The organism is Pseudomonas sp. RV120224-01b (assembly GCF_003208145.1).
GTDB lineage: Bacteria > Pseudomonadota > Gammaproteobacteria > Pseudomonadales > Pseudomonadaceae > Aquipseudomonas > Aquipseudomonas monteilii.
In genome coordinates this window covers 258,224-278,936 of record NZ_QKMQ01000002.1, presented here as the reverse complement: position 1 = coordinate 278,936, position 20,713 = coordinate 258,224, and the positions used below count along the sequence as shown (strand labels likewise).

General features: G+C 63.5%; 17 protein-coding genes. 13 read left to right on the top strand and 4 right to left on the bottom strand.

Going from position 1 to position 20,713, the window contains the following annotated elements:
- The 9 genes from murD (at position 1) to lpxC (ending at position 10,449) form a co-directional block, all read left to right on the top strand.
- Positions 1-1,347, top strand: coding sequence for a UDP-N-acetylmuramoyl-L-alanine--D-glutamate ligase (murD, locus tag N436_RS04510; RefSeq protein WP_028698611.1), 1,347 nt, complete (start codon positions 1-3; stop codon positions 1,345-1,347).
- Positions 1,344-2,558: a putative lipid II flippase FtsW gene (ftsW, locus tag N436_RS04505; protein ID WP_060499795.1), complete on the top strand. Its 1,215-nt coding sequence runs from the start codon at positions 1,344-1,346 to the stop codon at positions 2,556-2,558. Before murD ends, ftsW begins: the two co-directional genes overlap by 4 nt.
- Positions 2,548-3,627: an undecaprenyldiphospho-muramoylpentapeptide beta-N-acetylglucosaminyltransferase gene (gene murG / locus N436_RS04500; RefSeq protein ID WP_019097342.1), complete on the top strand. Its 1,080-nt coding sequence runs from the start codon at positions 2,548-2,550 to the stop codon at positions 3,625-3,627. Before ftsW ends, murG begins: the two co-directional genes overlap by 11 nt.
- A complete protein-coding gene (gene murC / locus N436_RS04495; protein ID WP_016713564.1) occupies positions 3,620-5,068 on the top strand; it encodes a UDP-N-acetylmuramate--L-alanine ligase in 1,449 nt (482 codons plus the stop codon). The genes murG and murC overlap by 8 nt, the downstream gene beginning before the upstream one ends.
- Complete coding sequence (locus N436_RS04490; RefSeq protein ID WP_028698610.1) at positions 5,065-6,021, top strand: D-alanine--D-alanine ligase; 957 nt, start codon at positions 5,065-5,067, stop codon at positions 6,019-6,021. Before murC ends, N436_RS04490 begins: the two co-directional genes overlap by 4 nt.
- Positions 6,022-6,026: 5 nt before the next feature.
- Positions 6,027-6,896, top strand: coding sequence for a cell division protein FtsQ/DivIB (locus N436_RS04485; RefSeq protein ID WP_012274056.1), 870 nt, complete (start codon positions 6,027-6,029; stop codon positions 6,894-6,896).
- Positions 6,897-6,910: 14 nt separating this feature from the next.
- Entirely contained in the window at positions 6,911-8,173 is a 1,263-nt protein-coding gene (gene ftsA, locus N436_RS04480; protein WP_016713566.1) for a cell division protein FtsA, read from the top strand.
- 55 nt (positions 8,174-8,228) lie between these two features.
- Complete coding sequence (gene ftsZ / locus N436_RS04475) at positions 8,229-9,425, top strand: cell division protein FtsZ (protein ID WP_003251871.1); 1,197 nt, start codon at positions 8,229-8,231, stop codon at positions 9,423-9,425.
- A 112-nt stretch (positions 9,426-9,537) separates the two neighbouring features.
- Complete coding sequence (gene lpxC / locus N436_RS04470; RefSeq protein ID WP_016713567.1) at positions 9,538-10,449, top strand: UDP-3-O-acyl-N-acetylglucosamine deacetylase; 912 nt, start codon at positions 9,538-9,540, stop codon at positions 10,447-10,449.
- A gap of 53 nt (positions 10,450-10,502) precedes the next feature.
- Here lpxC and N436_RS04465 read toward each other — a convergent pair whose 3' ends face one another.
- The gene (locus tag N436_RS04465) at positions 10,503-10,958 is read right to left on the bottom strand and encodes a DUF721 domain-containing protein (RefSeq protein ID WP_105945742.1); all 456 of its coding nucleotides are present in this window, start codon (positions 10,956-10,958) and stop codon (positions 10,503-10,505) included.
- Between the two features lie 302 nt (positions 10,959-11,260).
- Between N436_RS04465 and secA the strand changes: the two genes are divergently transcribed.
- The 4 genes from secA to N436_RS04435 all read left to right on the top strand — a co-directional run bounded on the left by secA (position 11,261) and on the right by N436_RS04435 (position 17,030).
- On the top strand, positions 11,261-13,996 hold the full coding sequence (gene secA, locus N436_RS04455) for a preprotein translocase subunit SecA (RefSeq protein WP_016713569.1): 2,736 nt from the start codon (positions 11,261-11,263) through the stop codon (positions 13,994-13,996).
- 87 nt (positions 13,997-14,083) lie between these two features.
- Positions 14,084-15,301: a bifunctional glutamate N-acetyltransferase/amino-acid acetyltransferase ArgJ gene (gene argJ, locus N436_RS04450; RefSeq protein WP_019097337.1), complete on the top strand. Its 1,218-nt coding sequence runs from the start codon at positions 14,084-14,086 to the stop codon at positions 15,299-15,301.
- Between the two features lie 155 nt (positions 15,302-15,456).
- A complete protein-coding gene (locus tag N436_RS04440; protein WP_110740493.1) occupies positions 15,457-16,089 on the top strand; it encodes a glutathione S-transferase family protein in 633 nt (210 codons plus the stop codon).
- Positions 16,086-17,030, top strand: coding sequence for a Nudix family hydrolase (locus N436_RS04435; RefSeq protein ID WP_105945746.1), 945 nt, complete (start codon positions 16,086-16,088; stop codon positions 17,028-17,030). The genes N436_RS04440 and N436_RS04435 overlap by 4 nt, the downstream gene beginning before the upstream one ends.
- A 131-nt stretch (positions 17,031-17,161) precedes the next feature.
- Here the strand turns inward: N436_RS04435 and N436_RS04430 are convergent, their stop codons facing one another.
- Genes N436_RS04430 through N436_RS04420 form a run of 3 tightly spaced genes read right to left on the bottom strand, consistent with a single transcriptional unit; the run spans position 17,162 to position 20,709 of the window.
- Positions 17,162-17,728, bottom strand: a complete 567-nt coding sequence (locus tag N436_RS04430; RefSeq protein WP_110740492.1) for a cob(I)yrinic acid a,c-diamide adenosyltransferase — start codon at positions 17,726-17,728, stop codon at positions 17,162-17,164.
- A gap of 1 nt (position 17,729) precedes the next feature.
- Positions 17,730-19,754: an ATP-binding protein gene (locus N436_RS04425; protein ID WP_105945748.1), complete on the bottom strand. Its 2,025-nt coding sequence runs from the start codon at positions 19,752-19,754 to the stop codon at positions 17,730-17,732.
- Positions 19,755-19,791: 37 nt separating this feature from the next.
- Entirely contained in the window at positions 19,792-20,709 is a 918-nt protein-coding gene (locus N436_RS04420; RefSeq protein WP_105945749.1) for a putative 2-dehydropantoate 2-reductase, read from the bottom strand.
- Positions 20,710-20,713: the final 4 nt, after the last annotated feature.

Sequence of the window (20,713 nt, the reverse complement as noted above, 5' to 3'; positions counted from 1 at the left end):
GTGTCTTTGATCGCTTCCGACCAATTCCGCATCGTTGTCGGCCTCGGCAAGAGCGGCATGTCCCTGGTTCGCTTCCTGGCGAACCGGGGCATTGCCTTTGCGGTCGCCGACACCCGCGAGCAACCGCCGGAACTGGACACCCTGCGCCGTGATTACCCGCAGGTGGAAGTGCGCTGTGGTGAACTGGACGTGGACTTCCTGTGCCGCGCCAACGAACTGTACGTAAGCCCTGGCCTGGCCCTGGCCACGCCAGCCCTGCAGCAGGCTGCTGCGCGTGGTGTGAAACTGTCCGGTGACATCGAACTGTTCGCCCGCAACGCCAAAGCGCCGATCATTGCCATCAGCGGCTCCAACGCCAAGAGCACTGTCACTACCCTGGTCGGCGAAATGGCCGCCAAGGCGGGCAAGCGTGTAGCGGTGGGTGGCAACCTCGGTACCCCGGCGCTGGACCTGCTGGCCGATGACGTCGAGCTGTACGTGCTGGAGCTGTCCAGCTTCCAGCTGGAAACCACCGACCAGCTCAACGCCGAAGTGGCCACCGTGCTGAACATCAGCGAAGACCATATGGACCGCTACAGCGGCCTGCCGGCCTACCACCTGGCCAAGCACCGGATTTTCCGCGGCGCGAAGCAGGTCGTGGTCAACCGTCAGGACGCCCTGAGCCGGCCGCTGCCGGTGGAAGGCCGCCCGTGCTGGACCTTCGGCCTCAACCAGCCGGACTTCAAGGCCTTCGGCCTGCGCGAAGTGGATGGCGAGAAGTACCTGGCATTCGAGTTCCAGGCGCTGATGCCAGCGCGTGAACTGAAGATTCGCGGTGCGCACAACCAGAGCAATGCCTTGGCGGCGTTGGCCCTGGGGCATGCCGCAGGCCTGCCGTTCGAGCCCATGCTCGAAGCCCTGCGCGAGTTCGGTGGCCTGGCCCATCGCTGCCAGTGGGTGCGTGAGCGTAATGGCGTGAACTGGTATGACGATTCCAAGGCCACCAACGTCGGTGCAGCCTTGGCCGCCATCGAAGGCCTGGGTGCCGATATCGAAGGCAAACTGGTATTGATCGCCGGTGGCGACGGCAAAGGTGCCGAGTTCACGGCCTTGCGTGAGCCGGTCAAGCGCTTCTGCCGGGCCGTGGTACTGCTTGGCCGTGATGCCGAGCGCCTGGCCGAGGCCCTGGGTGATGACGTGCCACTGGTACGGGTCAAGACCCTCGATGACGCCGTGCAACAGTGTGCTGAACTGGCTCAGGCCGGCGATGCCGTGCTGCTGTCGCCTGCATGTGCCAGCCTCGACATGTTCAAGAACTTCGAAGAACGCGGGCGCCTGTTCGCCCAGGCAGCGGGAGGCCTTGCATGATCTTCGGCATCTTCAAGCCCTACCCGTCGCCGCTGATCAGCGGCCGTGGCATCGACCTGGACTTCCCGATGCTCGCCGGCTGCCTGGCTTTGCTGGGCCTGGGCCTGGTGATGATCACCTCGGCGTCGTCGGAGGTGGCTGCGGTGCAGTCGGGCAACCCGCTTTATCACATGTTCCGCCACCTGGTGTACGTGTTCCTGGGCCTGGTGGCCTGTGGCGCGACCATGCTGGTGCCGATCGCCACCTGGCAGCGCATGGGCTTCATGATGCTGCTGGGCGCCTTCGGCCTGCTGGTACTGGTGCTGGTGCCGGGTATCGGCCGTGAGGTGAACGGTTCGATGCGCTGGATCGGTTTCAGCTTCTTCAACGTCCAGCCTTCGGAAATCGCCAAGGTGTTCGTGGTCGTCTACCTGGCCGGTTACCTGGTGCGTCGGCAAACCGAGGTACGCGAGACCTGGATGGGCTTCTTCAAACCGTTCATCGTGCTGCTGCCCATGGCTGCCCTGTTGCTGATGGAGCCGGATTTCGGCGCCACCGTGGTAATGATGGGCGCCGCGGCGGCCATGCTGTTCCTGGGTGGGGTGGGGCTGTTCCGCTTCAGTCTGATGGTGGTGTTGGCGGTGCTGGCGGTGTTCGTACTGGTACAGGCGCAGCCGTACCGGATGGCGCGGCTTATTACCTTTACCGACCCGTGGTCCGACCAGTTCGGCTCGGGCTACCAGTTGACCCAGGCGCTTATCGCCTTTGGCCGTGGCGAGTGGCTGGGCGTTGGCCTGGGCAACAGCGTGCAGAAGCAGTTTTACCTGCCCGAGGCGCACACCGACTTCGTGTTCTCGGTATTGGCCGAAGAACTGGGCGTCGTCGGTTCGCTGGTGACCATCGCACTGTTCGTGTTCGTCACCGTGCGTGCCCTGTACATCGGCCTGTGGGCCGAGAAAGCCAAGCAGTTCTTTGCTGCGTATGTGGCCTTTGGCCTGGCCTTCCTGTGGATTGGCCAGTTCCTGATCAACATCGGCGTGAACGTCGGCCTGCTGCCGACCAAAGGCCTGACCCTGCCGTTCCTCAGTTACGGGGGCAGCTCGCTGGTGATCTGCTGCGCCTGCGTGGGCTTGTTGCTGCGCATCGAGTGGGAAAGCCGTACGCACCTGGGCAGCGAGGAACACGAATTCAGCGAAAGCGATTTTGCCGAGGAGACCAGTCATGGCCGCTGACGGCAAGAACGTATTGATCATGGCTGGCGGCACCGGGGGCCACGTGTTCCCGGCCCTGGCCTGCGCGCGGGAGTTCCAGGCGCGCGGTTACAGCGTGCACTGGCTGGGCACCCCGCGTGGCATTGAAAACGAGCTGGTGCCACAGGCTGGCTTGCCACTGCACCTGATTCAGGTCAGCGGCCTGCGCGGCAAAAGCAAACTGTCGCTGCTCAAGGCGCCGTTCACCCTGGTCAAGGCCGTGCTGCAGGCTCGGCGCATCATTCGCCAGCTCAAGCCGGTGTGCGTGCTGGGCTTTGGTGGCTACGTGACCGGCCCCGGCGGTGTGGCCGCGCGGTTGTGTGGCGTGCCGCTGGTGATCCACGAACAGAACGCGCGTGCAGGTACCGCCAATCGGCTGCTGGTGCCGCTCTCGGCGCGGGTCTGCGAAGCTTTCCCGAACACCTTCGAGGCCAGCGACAAGCGTCGTACCACCGGCAACCCGGTGCGCCCGGAGCTGTTCATGGATGCGCAACGCGCCCCCCTGGCCGAGCGCCGTGCACGCCTGTTGGTGCTCGGTGGCAGCCTGGGTGCGGAACCATTGAACAAATTGTTGCCTAAGGCCCTGTCCGAAGTGCCCGCCACCCTGCGGCCAGAGGTGTTCCACCAGGCCGGCAAGCAACACGCGCCGATTACCGCCGAGCGTTATCACGAGGCGGGCGTCGAGGCTCAGGTAGAGCCCTTTATCAAGGACATGGCCCAAGCCTATGGCTGGGCCGACATGGTGGTTTGCCGGGCCGGTGCCCTGACCGTCAGCGAGCTGGCGGCAGCAGGCCTGCCCTCGATGCTGGTGCCTTTGCCCCACGCCATCGACGATCACCAGACCCACAACGCCCAATATCTGGCCCGAGAAGGCGCTGCCTTCCTGATGCCACAAGCGACAACTGGCGCAGCGCAGCTCGCTGAACGCCTGAACGAGGTGCTGATGCAACCCGAAAAACTCAACGTCATGGCAGGCACCGCACGGCGCCTGGCCAAACCTGCCGCAACCAGCACCGTGGTCGATATCTGCCTGGAGGTGGCCCATGGTTGAGAGCCAGAAAGCCATGCCCCAACCGAAGATGGGCCGTATCCGCCGTATCCACTTCGTCGGTATCGGCGGCGTGGGCATGTGCGGCATTGCCGAAGTGTTGCTGAACCTGGGCTATGAAGTGTCCGGTTCCGACCTGAAAGCCTCGCCGGTGACCGAACGCCTGGAGTCGTTCGGTGCCGAGATCTTCGTCGGCCACCGCGCCGAGAACGCCGCCACCGCCGATGTGCTGGTGGTGTCCAGTGCCATCAACCCGGCCAACCCGGAAGTGGCCACCGCCCTGGAGCGCCGCATTCCGGTAGTGCCGCGCGCCGAGATGCTTGCCGAGCTGATGCGCTACCGCCATGGCGTGGCCGTGGCCGGTACCCACGGCAAGACCACCACCACCAGCCTGCTGGCCTCGGTGTTCGCGGCCGGCGGCCTGGACCCGACCTTCGTCATCGGTGGCCGCCTGACCGCTGCCGGCACCAATGCCCAGCTGGGTACCAGCCGCTACCTGATCGCCGAAGCGGATGAAAGCGATGCCAGCTTCCTGCACCTGCAGCCGATGGTGGCCGTGGTCACCAACATCGACGCCGACCACATGGCGACCTATGAAGGTGACTTCAACAAGCTGAAGAAAACCTTCGTCGAGTTCCTGCACAACCTGCCGTTCTACGGCCTGGCCGTAATGTGCCTGGACGACCCGGTGGTGCGCGAGATCCTGCCGCAGGTGAAGCGCCCGACCGTAACCTATGGCTTTAGCGAAGAGGCCGACATCCGCGCCATCAACGTGCGCCAGCAGGGCATGCAAACGCACTTCACCGTGCTGCGTCGCGACCGCGAGCCGCTCGAGGTGTCGGTGAACATGCCCGGCAACCACAACGTGCTCAACGCCCTGGCCACCATTGCCATCGCCACTGACGAAGGCATCACCGACGAGGCCATCATCCAGGGGCTGTCTGGCTTCCAGGGTGTCGGTCGACGCTTCCAGGTGTATGGCGAACTGCCGGTAGAAGGCGGCAGCGTGATGCTGGTCGACGACTACGGCCACCACCCGACCGAAGTGGCGGCGGTGATCAAGGCCGTGCGCGGTGGCTGGCCAAGCCGCCGCCTGGTGATCGTCTACCAGCCGCACCGCTACAGCCGCACCCGCGACCTGTACGACGATTTCGTCCAGGTGCTGGGCGATGCCAACGTGTTGCTGCTGATGGAGGTCTACCCGGCCGGCGAAGAGCCGATCCCCGGTGCCGACAGCCGCCAGCTGTGCCACAGCATCCGCCAGCGCGGCAAGCTGGACCCGATCTACATCGAACGTGGCGCCGAGCTGGCACCGCTGGTGAAACCACTGCTGCGCGCGGGTGACATCCTGATCTGCCAGGGTGCCGGTGATGTCGGCGGCCTCGCCCCGCAACTGATGAAAAGCCCGCTGTTCGCTGGCGCCAAGCAGGAGAAGTCGAAATGACCAGCGCCTACGAAAAGCTGCACTCGACCCTGGACGTCAAGGCGTTCGGCCGTGTCGCCGTGCTGTACGGTGGCAAGAGCGCCGAGCGTGAAGTGTCGCTGAAGTCCGGCGCTGCGGTGATCGATGCCCTGACCACTGCTGGTGTCGACGTGGTCGCCATCGATGTGGGCGACGACCTGCTCGACCGCCTGCAAAGCGAGAAGATCGACCGCGCCTTCATCATCCTCCACGGCCGTGGCGGTGAAGACGGCAGCATGCAAGGCCTGCTGGAGTGCCTGGGTATTCCCTACACCGGCAGCGGCATCCTTGCCTCGGCGTTGGCCATGGACAAGCTGCGCACCAAACAGGTGTGGCAGAGCCTGGGTATTCCCACCCCGCGCCACGCGGTATTGGCGAGCGAAAGCGATTGTTTGCAGGCCAGTACGGAACTGGGCTTCCCGCTTATCGTCAAACCCGCCCATGAAGGCTCTAGCATCGGCATGGCCAAGGTGAACAGCGCCCAGGAACTGGTCGCTGCCTGGCAGGACGCCGCCAAATACGATTCCCAGGTACTGGTGGAACAGTGGATCCACGGCCCGGAGTTCACCATCGCGGTCTTGCGCGGTCAGGTGCTGCCGCCGATCGCCCTGGGTACGCCGCATGTGTTCTACGACTACGACGCCAAGTACATCGCCAACGATACCCAGTACCGCATCCCGTGCGGCCTGGACAGTGTCAAGGAACAGGAACTGATCGACCTGACCGCACGCGCCTGCGATGCCATCGGCATCGAAGGCTGGGGGCGTCTGGACGTGATGCAGGACGAGCAGGGCCGGTTCTGGCTGCTCGAAGTCAACACCGCACCCGGCATGACTGATCATAGCCTGGTGCCCATGGCGGCCCGCGCGGCTGGCCTGGACTTCCAGCAACTGGTGCTGGCAATCCTGGCTGAAAGCGTGGCGACGCGAGGTTAATAACCATGCAAGGCGCGATGATACGTCAGCAGCAACCCGTTACCGGCCGTAGTAAGCCGGTGCCGCGTGGTGCCAGCCGGCTGGTGGCCGACGAGCCCGTATCGGCGCGCCTGCCGCGTCCAAGCCTGGGCGGCCTCAAGCGCCTGCTGTGGCCGGTGCTGCTGGTGGCGGCCGGCTTTGGTGCCTATGAGGGTGCCATTCGCCTGATGCCCTATGCCGACCGGCCGATCACCAAGATCGACGTGCAGGGTGACCTCAGCTACATCAGCCAGCAATCGGTGCAGCAGCGTATCGCGCCCTACGTGGCGGCGAGTTTCTTCAGCGTCGACCTGCCGGCGATGCGTGCGGAACTCGAACAGATGCCATGGATCGCCCACGCCGAAGTGCGCCGGGTGTGGCCCGACGAGGTGGTGATCCGCCTGGAAGAACAGCTGCCGGTGGCACGCTGGGGTGACGAAGCCTTGCTCAACAACCAGGGCCAGGCCTTTACCCCGCGTGAACTGGCCAACTACGAGCACCTGCCGCAGCTGGCCGGGCCGCAACGTGCTCAGCAACAAGTCATGCAGCAGTATCAGGTATTGAGCCAGATGCTGCGCCCCCTGGGCTTTTCCATCGCTCGCCTGGAGCTGCGCGAGCGAGGCAGCTGGTTCCTGACCACTGGCGCGAGCAGCGCCGGGCCAGGCATCGAGCTGCTGCTGGGGCGCGACCATCTGGTGGAGAAGATGCGCCGTTTCATTGCCATTTACGACAAGACACTCAAAGACCAGATCACCACTATCGCCCGCATTGATCTGCGTTATTCCAACGGACTTGCCGTTGGCTGGCGGGAACCGATTGCACCGACGACGGCCCAACCCGCCGTTGCGAAGAATTAGAGAGAGGCAGGACCATGGCAAACGCGCATAGCGGCAAAATGATCGTCGGGCTGGACATTGGCACCTCCAAGGTGGTGGCGCTGGTGGGCGAAGTGGGCGAAGACGGCACCCTGGAAATCGTCGGGATCGGCACCCATCCGTCCCGCGGCCTGAAGAAAGGCGTGGTGGTGAACATCGAGTCCACCGTGCAGTCGATCCAGCGCGCGGTGGAAGAAGCCCAGCTGATGGCCGGCTGCCGTATCCACTCGGCCTTCGTTGGCGTGGCCGGCAACCACATCCGCAGCCTGAACTCCCACGGCATCGTCGCCATCCGCGACCGCGAGGTCAGCCTGGCCGACCTGGAGCGCGTGCTCGACGCCGCCCAGGCAGTGGCCATCCCGGCCGACCAGCGCGTACTGCACACCCTGCCGCAGGACTACGTGATCGACAACCAGGAAGGCGTGCGCGAGCCACTGGGCATGTCGGGCGTGCGTCTGGAAGCCAAGGTTCACGTGGTCACCTGCGCAGTGAATGCGGCGCAGAACATCGAGAAGTGCGTACGCCGCTGTGGCCTGGAAATCGACGACATCATCCTCGAGCAGCTGGCCTCGGCGTACTCGGTGCTGACCGACGATGAAAAAGAGCTGGGCGTATGCCTGGTGGACATCGGTGGTGGCACCACCGACATCGCCATCTTCACCGAAGGCGCCATCCGTCACACCGCGGTCATCCCGATTGCCGGTGACCAGGTGACCAACGACATCGCCATGGCCCTGCGTACCCCGACCCAGTACGCCGAAGAAATCAAGATCCGCTACGCCTGCGCCCTGGCCAAACTGGCCGGTGCCGGCGAGACCATCAAGGTGCCGAGCGTGGGCGACCGCCCACCGCGCGAGCTGTCGCGCCAGGCCCTGGCCGAGGTGGTGGAGCCACGTTACGACGAGCTCTTCACCCTGATCCAGGCCGAGCTGCGCCGTAGCGGCTACGAGGACCTGGTGCCGGCCGGCATCGTCCTCACCGGCGGCACCGCGAAGATGGAAGGTGCCGTGGAACTGGCCGAGGAAATCTTCCACATGCCGGTACGCCTGGGCGTACCGCACAGCGTTCGGGGGCTGAGCGACGTGGTGCGCAACCCGATCTATTCCACCGGCGTGGGCCTGCTCACCTACGGTCTGCTGAAGCAGTCCGAGGACATGGTCCTGACCGGTAACAGCAACAGCAGCAACAACAGCTATGGCGATGAACCGAAGGCCCCAGTACTTGAGCGCTTCAAGAAGTGGGTCCAGGGCAACTTCTAAGTTTCAAAGCAGTAGTGGTAGGCGCAACAACTAGAGAACTGTAAGGAGAGGGAAAATGTTCGAGCTCGTAGACAACGTCCCGCAAAGCCCGGTCATCAAGGTGATCGGCGTTGGTGGTGGTGGCGGCAACGCCGTCAACCACATGGTCAAGAGCAGCATCGAAGGCGTGGAATTCATTTGCGCCAACACCGATGCTCAAGCGCTGAAAAACATCGGTGCGCGTACCATCCTGCAATTGGGCACTGGCGTGACCAAGGGCCTGGGTGCCGGTGCCAATCCGGAAGTCGGCCGTCAGGCCGCGCTGGAAGACCGTGAGCGCATCGCTGAAGTGCTGCAGGGCACCAACATGGTGTTCATCACCACTGGCATGGGCGGCGGTACCGGTACTGGTGCAGCGCCGATCATTGCCGAAGTGGCCAAGGAAATGGGCATCCTCACCGTAGCCGTGGTGACCCGTCCGTTCCCGTTCGAGGGCCGCAAACGTATGCAGATCGCCGATGAAGGCATCCGCATGCTGGCCGAAAGCGTCGACTCGTTGATCACCATCCCCAACGAGAAGCTGCTGACCATCCTGGGCAAGGATGCCAGCCTGCTGTCGGCGTTCGCCAAGGCTGACGATGTTCTGGCCGGTGCCGTGCGCGGTATCTCCGACATCATCAAGCGTCCGGGCATGATCAACGTCGACTTCGCCGACGTGCGTACCGTGATGGGCGAAATGGGCATGGCCATGATGGGTACTGGCTGCGCCAGCGGCCCGAACCGTGCGCGTGAAGCCACCGAGGCTGCCATCCGCAACCCGCTGCTGGAAGACGTCAACCTGCAGGGCGCCCGCGGCATCCTGGTGAACATCACCGCAGGCCCGGACCTGTCGCTGGGTGAATACTCCGATGTGGGTAGCATCATCGAGGCCTTCGCCTCTGACCACGCCATGGTCAAGGTCGGCACCGTGATCGACCCGGACATGCGCGACGAACTGCACGTGACCGTTGTGGCCACTGGCCTGGGCGCGCGCATCGAGAAGCCGGTCAAAGTGGTGGACAACACCCTGCAGACCGCTCAGCAGGCGTACGAAGCATCCAACCCTGCACCGGTTCGTCAGGAGCAGCCAGCGGTCAACTACCGTGACCTGGAGCGCCCGACCGTAATGCGTAACCAGGCCCATGCAGGCGCTGCTGCAGCCGCTAAACTGAACCCTCAGGACGACCTGGACTACCTCGATATCCCGGCTTTCCTGCGTCGTCAGGCTGATTAATGGAATTTATCAGGGGTATAAAGGTGATTGGTATTCATCAAAGGTTGGGTCTGTTATCATCCCCAGCCTTTGTTGATACCTGTTCGCAATTTGCGCTGAAGCGGCCAATGCCATGATTAAACAACGCACCCTGAAGAATACCATCCGTGCCACAGGTGTCGGTCTGCACTCCGGGGAGAAGGTTTACCTGACCCTCAAGCCTGCACCTGTTGACACCGGCATCGTCTTCCGCCGCGCCGACCTCGACCCTGTGGTCGAAATCCCTGCGCGTGCGGCCAACGTCGGCGAGACAACCATGTCGACGACGCTGGTCAACGGTGACGTCAAGGTCGATACGGTCGAGCACCTGCTCTCCGCCATGGCGGGCCTGGGCATCGATAACGCCTACGTCGAGCTCTCCGCCTCGGAAGTGCCGATCATGGATGGCAGCGCCGGTCCTTTTGTATTCCTGATTCAGTCTGCCGGCCTGGAAGAACAGGACGCAGCCAAGAAGTTCATCCGCATCCTGCGTGAGGTAACCGTGGAAGAGGGCGACAAGCGCGCCACGTTCCTGCCTTTCGAAGGGTTCAAGGTGAGCTTCGAGATCGACTTCGATCACCCGGTCCTCAAGGGCCAGACCCAGAGTGCAGTCGTCGACTTTTCCAGCACCTCGTTCGTGAAGGAAGTCAGCCGCGCCCGCACCTTCGGTTTCATGCGTGACATCGAGTACCTGCGCAAGCACAACCTTGCGCTGGGCGGCAGTGTCGAGAACGCCATCGTCGTCGACGAAACGGGTGTGCTTAACGAAGACGGCCTTCGTTCCGATGACGAATTCGTCAAGCACAAGATCCTCGACGCCATTGGCGACCTCTATCTGCTGGGCAACAGCCTGATCGGCGAGTTCAAGGGCTACAAGTCCGGCCACGCGCTGAACAACCAGCTGCTGCGCAAGCTGATTGCCGAAACCGATGCCTGGGAAGTGGTCACTTTCGAAGATGCCAGCACGGCACCGATCTCGTACATGCGCCCTGTTGCGGCCGTGTAAGTTCGAACACTCTCTCTAGTGTTGTAATCAAGGCCACCTTCGGGTGGCCTTTTTTATGCCTTGCTGTTGGCGTGGGCAGCCAACCGTTCCAGTGCGGCACGTAGCTTGGGGTCGGTGATGCCCTCGGCGGTGTCGCGCAGGCTCTCGGCGGCGCTGTTCGAGAGTTCGGCAGCATGCCCGCCGCGCTTGGCCGGCACCAGCGGCGGCTGCACCTTGTACAGGATGCGCCGGAGGTTGCCGAAGGCTTCCATGGCCTGCAATGCCGCCAGCAGGCGTTTTTGCTGGTAGCGCAGGCGCGTTGCCCAATGGCCGTCGGTTACCACCAGCAGCAAGGTGCCATCGCGCCAGGAGGCGACATGGCAGTGCTCGCGGGCAGCCGGTTGCAGCTGGCTTTCCAGCAGGCGCTGCAGGTGCTCCAGGCGCTCGGCCTGGTTCAGCAGCAGGCGCAGCGGGCGCACCTGGCGGAGCAGGGCGGAAGGTGGCTGGGCGGGGGAGGGTTTGTAGGCCATGGGGTATGCATGAGGTTACGTGGTCAGCAGTTTAACACCTCTATAGCCTGCACCGGCCTGTTCGCGGGCAGCAGAAGATAAGACTAATTCTCGATACCTTTCATGTTGCCAAGCCTTGAACTCAGGGAAAATGCCCCTATCTAAGACAAGCCCCCGCCAAAACGCTGTAATAGCATCGTGGAAATCCACCACTTTCCTCACCATCGTTTCCGGGTAGAATGCTCGTTCGCATGCGGCCTCAGGGCTGCACGGGCGACTCATGGGGCCGCCCTCCATCCCTACGTGTGGAAGATCCTGCCGATATGTTTGCGCCTTTGTTAAAGAAACTTTTTGGAAGCAAGAACGAGCGTGAAGTGAAACGCATGCTCAAGACGGTGAGTATCGTCAATGCCTTCGAAGAGAAGATGGTGGCCCTCTCCGACGAACAGCTGCGGGGCAAGACCGCAGAGTTCAAGGAGCGTTTGGCCAAAGGCGAGACACTGGACCAATTGCTGCCTGAAGCCTTCGCCGTGGCCCGTGAGGCCGGCAAACGCGTGATGGGCATGCGCCACTTCGACGTGCAGCTGATCGGCGGCATGACCCTGCACGAGGGTATGATCGCAGAAATGCGCACCGGTGAAGGCAAGACCTTGGTCGGTACCCTGGCCGTGTATCTCAACGCACTGTCCGGCAAGGGTGTGCATGTGGTCACCGTCAACGACTACCTGGCCCGCCGTGACGCCAACTGGATGCGCCCGCTGTACGAATTCCTCGGCCTGTCGGTCGGAATCGTCTCGGCGTTCCAGCCGCCGGAAGAAAAGCGCGCGGCCTATGCGTCCGACATCACCTACGGCACCAACAACGAATTCGGTTTCGACTACCTGCGCGACAACATGGCGTTCAGCCAGGACGAGAAGTTCCAGCGTGAACTGAACTTCGCCGTGATCGACGAAGTCGACTCCATCCTCATCGACGAAGCGCGCACCCCGCTGATCATTTCTGGCCAGGCCGAAGACAGCTCCAAGCTGTACATCGAGATCAACCGCCTGATCCCGCGCCTGACCCAGCACATCGAGGAAGTGGAAGGCCAGGTTACCCAGGAAGGCCACTTCACCATCGACGAGAAGAGCCGTCAGGTCGAACTGAACGAAGCCGGTCACCAGTACATCGAGGAAATGCTCACCCAGGCCGGCCTGCTGGCCGAGGGCGAGAGTCTGTACTCGGCGCACAACCTGGGCCTGTTGACCCACGTCTACGCTGGCCTGCGCGCGCACAAGCTGTTCCACCGCAACGTCGAGTACATCGTCCAGGACGGCCAGGTACTGCTGATCGACGAACACACCGGTCGTACCATGCCGGGTCGTCGCCTGTCCGAGGGCCTGCACCAGGCCATCGAAGCCAAAGAGAACCTGAACATCCAGGCCGAGAGCCAGACCCTGGCTTCGACCACGTTCCAGAACTACTTCCGCCTGTACACCAAGCTGTCCGGCATGACCGGTACCGCTGACACTGAAGCGTTCGAGTTCCAGTCGATCTACGCCCTCAACGTGATGGTCATTCCGCCGAACAAACCACTGGCGCGTAAAGACTTCAACGACCTGGTGTACCTGACCGCCGACGAGAAATACGCTGCGATCATCGCTGACATCAAGGAAAGCATGAAGCAGGGCCGGCCGATCCTGGTGGGTACCGCGACCATCGAAACGTCCGAGCACATGTCGAACCTGCTCAAGAAGGAAGGCATCGACCACAAGGTACTGAACGCCAAGTACCACGAGAAGGAAGCCGAGATCATCGCGCAAGCCGGTGCCCCGGGTGCGCTGACCATCGCCACCAACATGGCCGGCCGTGGTACCGACATCCTGTTGGGTGGTAACTGGGAAGCCGAAGTGGCCGCCCTGGAAAACCCGACCGCCGAGCAGATCGCGCAAATCAAGGCCGACTGGCAGAAGCGTCACCAGCAGGTGATCGAAGCCGGTGGCTTGCATGTGATCGCCTCCGAACGCCACGAATCGCGCCGTATCGACAACCAGCTGCGGGGCCGTTCCGGCCGTCAGGGCGACCCGGGTTCCAGCCGCTTCTACCTGTCGCTGGAAGACAGCCTGATGCGTATCTTCGCCTCTGACCGGGTGAAGAACTTCATGAAGGCACTGGGCATGCAGTCGGGCGAGGCCATCGAGCACCGCATGGTCACCAACGCCATCGAGAAGGCCCAGCGCAAGGTCGAAGGCCGCAACTTCGACATCCGTAAGCAATTGCTCGAATACGACGACGTGGCCAACGAGCAGCGCAAGGTGATCTACCACATGCGCAACAGCCTGCTGGCCGCCGAAAACATCGGCGACACCATCGTCGAATTCCGCAAGGAAGTGCTGGACGCTACCATCAGCCAGCACATCCCGCCGCAGTCGCTGCCCGAGCAGTGGGATGTGGCCGGCCTGGAAGCGTCGCTGGCCAGCGATTTCGCCATGAAGTTGCCGATCCAGCAGTGGCTCGACGAGGACGATCACCTCTACGAAGAGACCCTGCGCGAGAAGCTGCTGAACGAAATCACCACGGCCTACACCGAGAAGGAAGACCAGGCCGGTATCGACGCCCTGCGTACCTTCGAGAAGCAGATCCTGCTGCGCGTGCTGGACGACCTGTGGAAAGACCACCTGTCGACCATGGACCACCTGCGTCACGGTATTCACCTGCGCGGCTATGCGCAGAAGAACCCGAAGCAGGAATACAAGCGCGAGTCGTTCACCCTGTTCCAGGAGCTGCTCGAGTCGATCAAGCGCGACACCATCCGCGTGCTGTCGCACGTTCAGGTTCGCCGCGAAGACCCGGCCGAGGAAGAAGCCCGTCTGCGCCGCGAGGCCGAGGAACTGGCCAGCCGCATGCAGTTCCAGCATGCCGCTGCACCGGGCCTGGAAAGTGAGCAACTGAGCGAAGAAGGTGCCGAAGTGGCAGTAGCCTCGGCGCCGGTGCGCAACGACCAGAAGCTGGGCCGCAACGAGCCGTGCTGGTGTGGTTCGGGCAAGAAGTTCAAGCATTGCCACGGGCAGATCGAGTGATCTGACCTGATTGCTGTATCGTGACAACCCTGGGGGCCGCATTGCGGCCCCCTTTTTCCATATTCACCGTTTTCTAGGAGCGCTCTAATGGCTGTTGGTCTTGGTCCTTTGCCCACCCTGCACCCGGTTCCGGGTTTTGAACTCGGCATCGCTTCTGCCGGCATCAAGCGCCCTGGGCGCAAGGACGTGGTGGTGATGCGCTGTGCCGAAGGCTCCAGCGTGGCCGGTGTGTTCACCCTCAACGCGTTCTGCGCAGCGCCGGTGATCCTGTCCAAGCAGCGTGTACAGGGCACCGTGCGTTACCTGCTGACCAATACCGGTAATGCCAACGCCGGTACCGGCGCGCCAGGCCTGGCGGCTGCCGAGCGTACCTGCGCCAAGCTGGCCGAGCTGGCTGGCGTGCCGGCCGAGTCGGTACTGCCGTTCTCCACCGGCGTGATCGGTGAGCCGCTGCCGGTCGAGAAGATCGAAGGTGCACTGCAGGCCGCCCTCGACAACCTGTCGGAAAACCACTGGGCAGAAGCCGCAACCGGCATCATGACCACCGACACCCTGCCCAAGGGTGCCAGCCGCCAGTTCCAGCACGATGGCGTGACCGTGACTGTCACCGGTATCAGCAAGGGTGCAGGCATGATCCGCCCGAACATGGCCACCATGCTCGGTTACATCGCCACCGACGCCAAGGTTGCCCCGGCGGTGCTCAAGGACCTGATGCTGGACGGCGCCAACAAGTCGTTCAACCGCATCACCATCGACGGCGACACCTCGACCAACGACTGCTGCATGCTGATCGCCACCGGCAAGGCCAACCTGCCGGAAGTCACCGAAGCCAGCGGCGCGCTGTTCGAAGCGCTGAAAAAGGCGGTGTTCGAAGTGTGCATGGAGGTGGCCCAGGCCATCGTTCGTGACGGCGAAGGTGCTACCAAGTTCGTGACCGTGCAGGTCAACGGCGGTGGCAACCACCAGGAATGCCTGGACGTCGGCTACGCCGTGGCCCACTCGCCGCTGATCAAGACTGCACTGTTCGCCTCCGACCCGAACTGGGGCCGTATCCTCGCGGCTGTTGGCCGTGCGGGCGTGCCGGAGCTGGATGTGAGCCTGATCGACGTGTACCTGGACAGCGTGTGCATCGCCAGCCAAGGCGGCCGCAGCCCAAGCTACACAGAAGCGCAAGGTTCGGCAGTGATGGCCCAGGAAGAGATCACTATTCGTATCGAGCTGGGCCGTGGTGCGTGCAGCGAAACCATCTGGACCACCGACCTGTCCCACGAATACGTGAAGATCAACGCCGAGTACCGTACTTGATGTACTGATCCTAAGGCCTCTTCGCGGGCAAGCCCGCTCCCACAGGTTTTGCACTGCCTGTAGGGGCGGTGCGGTCCCTGTAGGAGCGGGCTTGCCCGCGAAAGGCTGCGTAGCAGCCTGCGGGTTTTGCAATACAAACCTGATGGAGCCGAACCATGAGCTATCACCTGATCATCGGCGACAAGCTGTATTCCTCCTGGTCGCTGCGTGGCGCCCTGGCCCTCGAGCTGGCTGGCGTGCCCTACGAAGAAACCCTGATCAAACTCAACCAGCCTGACACCCGTCAGCGCATCCTCGCATTCTCCGCCACTGGCAAGGTACCGCTGCTCAAGACCGAGCACGGTGTGATTGCCGACTCCCTGGCGATTGGCGAATACCTCAACGAACAGCACCCTGACGCGCAACTGTGGCCTGCCGATGTCGCTGCCCGTGCCCAGGCCCGTTCTGCCTGCGCGCAGATGCACAGCGGCTTCTTTGCCCTGCGCGGCGCCATGCCGTTCGACTTGTCGCGTGACAGGGCCCTGGACGAAGTGCCACTGGACGTGCAAGTCGACATCGACCGTATCGTCGCGCTGTGGTCCGAATGCCGCGTGGTGGCCAAGGACAACGGCCCGTTCCTGTTCGGCAAGCCGAGCCTGGCCGATGCCTTCTTTGCCCCGGTGGCCGTGCGCCTGCGCACCTACCGCGTGGCGGTGCCGCCAGAGGCGGCCGCCTACATCGAGACCATTTATCAGTGGCCAGCCTTCAAGGCTTGGCAACAGGCTGGCCTGGCGGAGCGTGAAGGGTGAAACGGATTCATGTAGTAGCTGCCGTGATTCGCGGCAATGACGGCCGTATTCTGATCGCACGCCGGGCGGATACCCAGCACCAGGGCGGCCTGTGGGAGTTTCCCGGCGGCAAGGTAGAAGCGGGCGAAAGCGTGGAAGCGGCGCTGGCCCGTGAGCTGCGCGAAGAACTGGGCATCGAGGTGACCCGTTCGCGTGCGCTGATCAAGGTCAGCCATGATTACCCGGACAAGCAGGTGCTGCTGGACGTGCGCGAGGTCGACGCGTTCACCGGCGAACCCCATGGCGCCGAAGGGCAGCCGCTGGAATGGGTGGCCCCGCGCGACTTGCCGCAGTACGAATTCCCGGAGGCCAACAAGCCGATCGTTGCCGCTGCGCGCCTGCCGGACCAATACCTGATTACCCCGGATGGCCTGGAAGTGCCGCAGATGCTCAAGGGCATCCAGAAGGCGGTGGCCAGCGGTATTCGGCTGATCCAGCTGCGTGCCCCGGACATGTACGACCCCAAGTACCGCGATGTGGCGGTGGATGCGGTCGGGCTGTGTGCGGGTAAGGCACAGCTGATGCTCAAGGGGCCGCTGGAGTGGCTGGGTGACTTCCCCTCGGCGGGGTGGCACCTGACGGCGGCGCAGTTGCGCAAGTACGCGGCCAAGGGCCGGCCATTCCCCAAGGAACGTTGGCTGGCAGCGTCGTGCCACAGCGCTGAGGAGCTGGCGCTGGCGGAGCAGATGGGCGTGGACTTTGTCACCTTGTCGCCCGTGCAGGCGACCCAGACTCATCCCGAGGCGGTGCCATTGGGCTGGGATGAGGCGCAGCGGTTGATTGCCGGGTTCAACAAACCGGTCTACCTGCTGGGTGGGGTAGGGCCGGGTGAGCGCGAGCAGGCTTGGGAAGCCGGGGCACAAGGTGTGGCCGGGATCCGGGCGTTCTGGCCTGAAATCTGAGTAATTGGGGCCGCTCTGCGGCCCATCGCCGGCAAGCCAGCTCCCACCTCGACCCCATGGGTCTCAAGCCCTGTGGAACACCTGTGGGAGCTGGCTTGCCGGCGATGGGCTGCAAAGCAGCCCCAGCAATATCAGCCTTTTGGTTTCTCAGCAGGATGCCACAGAACCTCAGCCACCCCCTGCCGCCGGCCAATGATCCGCGCCGCCACAAACAGCAGATCAGATAGCCGGTTGATATACGCCAACCCAACCCCCTCCAACGCCTCAACTGCATTCAACTGCTGACAGCGCCGTTCAGCACTACGCGCCAAGCATCGGCACACATGCGCCTGTGCCACCAGCGCCGAACCACTGGGCAGTATGAAGTTCTTCAACGGCCCCAGCTCTTCATTCCACACATCGATAGCCGCCTCCAGCCGCTCGACCTCCGCCAGGTTCAGCGCCTGGTAACTCGGCATTGCCAACTCGCCCCCCAGGTCGAACAAGCGGTGCTGACACGGCGCCAGCACGGCGCTCACCTCATCCAGCCCTTGCTCGGCCAACCCCGCCAGCAGCACGCCCAACTGGCTGTTCAGGCTGTCCACCTCGCCAATCGCCTCGATCCGCGGGTGGTCCTTGGGTACCCGGCGACCGTCGCCCAGGCCGGTTTCGCCCTTGTCGCCGGTGCGGGTGTAGATCTTCGACAGGCGGTAGCCCATGTCACTTCTCCGTATTGGCCGGCGCCGCCGGCTGGCCGAGGGGCAGGCGCAGGGTAAAGCAGGTGCCCTGGCCGGGCGTGGACTGCACTTCCATCTGCCCCTTATGGTTATTGGTGATGATGAAGTACGAGACCGACAGGCCCAACCCGGTGCCCTGGCCAATTTCCTTGGTGGTGAAAAACGGCTCGAAGGTGCGCTTGCGCACCGCCTCGGGCATGCCGACGCCGTTGTCCTCGACTTGAATTTCCGCCCAAGGCGGATTCAGCCGCGTGCGCAGGGTTATACGCCCGGGTTCACTCGGCTGAGGGCGCAGGTGGATGGCCTGGGCGGCGTTTTTCAGCAGGTTGAGCAGTACCTGCTCCAGTTCGTTGGCCGTGCAGGGCACCGGGCCCAGTGTGGGGTCGAACTGGCGCACGATGGCCTGGCCCTTGAAGTCGAAACCGATGGTGAGGTCGAAGTCGTTGCTGGCAATTTCCACCGCCTGGTCGATCAGGGCCGGCAGGTCGCACGGCACCAGCTGGCGGTTGCTGCGGCGACTGAAACTGAGCATGTGCGTGACGATCTTGGCGGCCCGCGCGCCGGCCTGCTGGATACCGTCCAGCAATTGCGGCACTTCACGGCTGGCCAGGTAACGGTTGACCGTTGGCAGGTCGATACCCAGCTCTTCGGCCTGTTCCTGGTTGCGCGGCAGCTCTGGTGACAGGCGCCGGCGGATGTTCTGCACGTTGTGCAGAATGGCACCCAGCGGGTTGTTGATCTCGTGGGCCATGCCGGCAGCCAGGCCACCGACTGAAAGCATTTTCTCCGACTGCACCATCATCTCTTCCAACGACAGCCGCTGGGTGATGTCGTCGATGCGGATGACCACGCCGCGCCCGCCGCCGCCGGTCAGCGGGTAGAAGGTCAGGGCGTAGTGGCGAAGGTCGTCGCCCTTGGGCCAGGTGACCCGCTCGATCTTCGCCACCCGGTGCTTCTCGACCGTTTCCTTCAGTTGCGGAAGGAATGGCTTGAGCGGCTCGAAGGCGATGAATACCGGTTGGTTCAGGGCTTCGTCCAGTGGTGTGCCGGAGAGTACCGTGGCTTCGTGGTTCCACTGGGTCACGTAAAGCTGTTCGTCGAGGGCGATCAGCGCCGAGGGCATCGAGTCAATGATGCTGTTGAGGTAGTTCTGGAAACCCGTGAGCTTTTTCTCGATCTTGCTGCGTACCTGTACTTCCAGCTCCAGCTTGCGGTTGGTGTGGCGGGTTTCCTCGGCAAGGCCCTGGGCCTGGTCATAGGCATCCTGGAACTCGTCGCGGGCGCGCTTGAGCTGCTGCTCGCGGGCTTCGATGCGTGACAGCATGGTGTTGAAGGCATCGGCCAGGCTGCCGATTTCATCGTCGTTGCCGCGCCGGGCGCGCAGGGCGTAGCTTTCTTCGCGGGTGACCTGGCGGCTGAGCTCTTCAAGCTGGTTGATCGGCTGGGTAATCAGGCGCTTGATCTGCCGGGCGATGACGATCCACAGCAGGATACTGAACACCAGAATGCCCAGGCTGGCGCTGAGGGTGCCGGTGTAGAAGGCGGTGGGCAGCTCGCTGCTGGCCACCAGCAGCAGGTGCGCCGGCGGGTTGGCGTCGCGCGGGATGCGGATCAGCTGGGTGCTGCGAAACTCCATCAGGCGCCAGCCGTCGATGTTGCGAAAGCGCTTGGGCAGGGTTAGCGGATCGCCATGCTGCAGTTGCGCCAGCATGCGGCCATCGCCACCGTAGACGGCGGCCGCACGCAATGGCGTGTAGCTGTCCAGCTCCTTGAGCAGGGCGTTGGCGGTTTCTGCGGTGTCACCCGCGCGGGCCGCAAGCTGCGGGTTGGCCACCAGCCGCCCGATAGTCTGCAGCGCCTGCGGGGCCATGCTCTCCTGGGTGATCCAGTAGGCGGCACTGATGAAGGTGAGGTTGGCCACCAGCAGGATGGTCACCAGCAATACCAGCAGGGCCGCCAGCAGCTTCTGCCCGACCGGGAGGTTTTCCAGGCGTTGGCGCAAGGTCATGGGCTAGGCAATGTCCGTATCCGGTTGAAGGGCCGCATCAGTCGCAGGGCAAGCCACGTGTGCGCAAGTTATCGACCAGGCACTGCAGCAAGTGTTCAAGCTGCGGCAATTGCAGGCCATGGCGCCCGGCTGCGCGGCAGGCATGGCCGAGCAGGTAATGCACCTCGGTGCGTCGGCCTGCACGCACGTCCTGGTACATGGAAGAGTAGTTGGCTGCGGTGGCGAGGATCACCCGTTGCACTTCTTCGTCCAGCTCGACTGCTGCTTGCGGTTGGCCGCAGCGGCGCAGCAATTCGGCCAGTTCGGTGCACAGCGCGTCAACTTCGCCCAGGTGCCCCAGCAGCCCGCCGTTCTGGCAGTCGTGCAGCACGGTCAGCGGGTTGATGGCGCAGTTGAGCGCCAGTTTGCGCCACAGGCGGGTGAGGATGTCCACGGTCCATTCAGCGGGGATGCCTGCGTCATGCAGGTCATCGAACCAGGCGGGGATGGTCGGGTTGCGCGGGTCACCCAGCCAGTTGAAACCGTGGCCGGCAAAGCGCACCTGCCAGTCACCTTCGCGGAACGCCCCTTCGGTGCTGGACGCGAAGATGCAGCGTGCATGGGGCACCAGGTCGGCCACATCGTCCTGGCTGCCCAGGCCGTTCTGCAGCAACACCACGTCGGCACCCTCGGCCAGCCGGTGTGCCACACCGGCAATGGCCGGGGCGGCATCGTAGGCCTTGCAGGCCACCAGCAGGCGGTGGATGGGGCCTTGCGCCTGCGCGGTTTCGGCAGGAATGGCGTAGTGGTGGGGCTGGTCCTGTTCGACCAAGGTCAGGCCGCCGGCTTGCTGGTAGGCCTGCAGCCGTTGACCGTCCCGCAGGATCAGGCGCACAGCTTTGCCTGCGCGTGCCAGGCGGCAGGCCCACAGGCTGCCCAGGCTGCCGGCGCCGAGAATATGCCAGGTGCTGCTCATATGC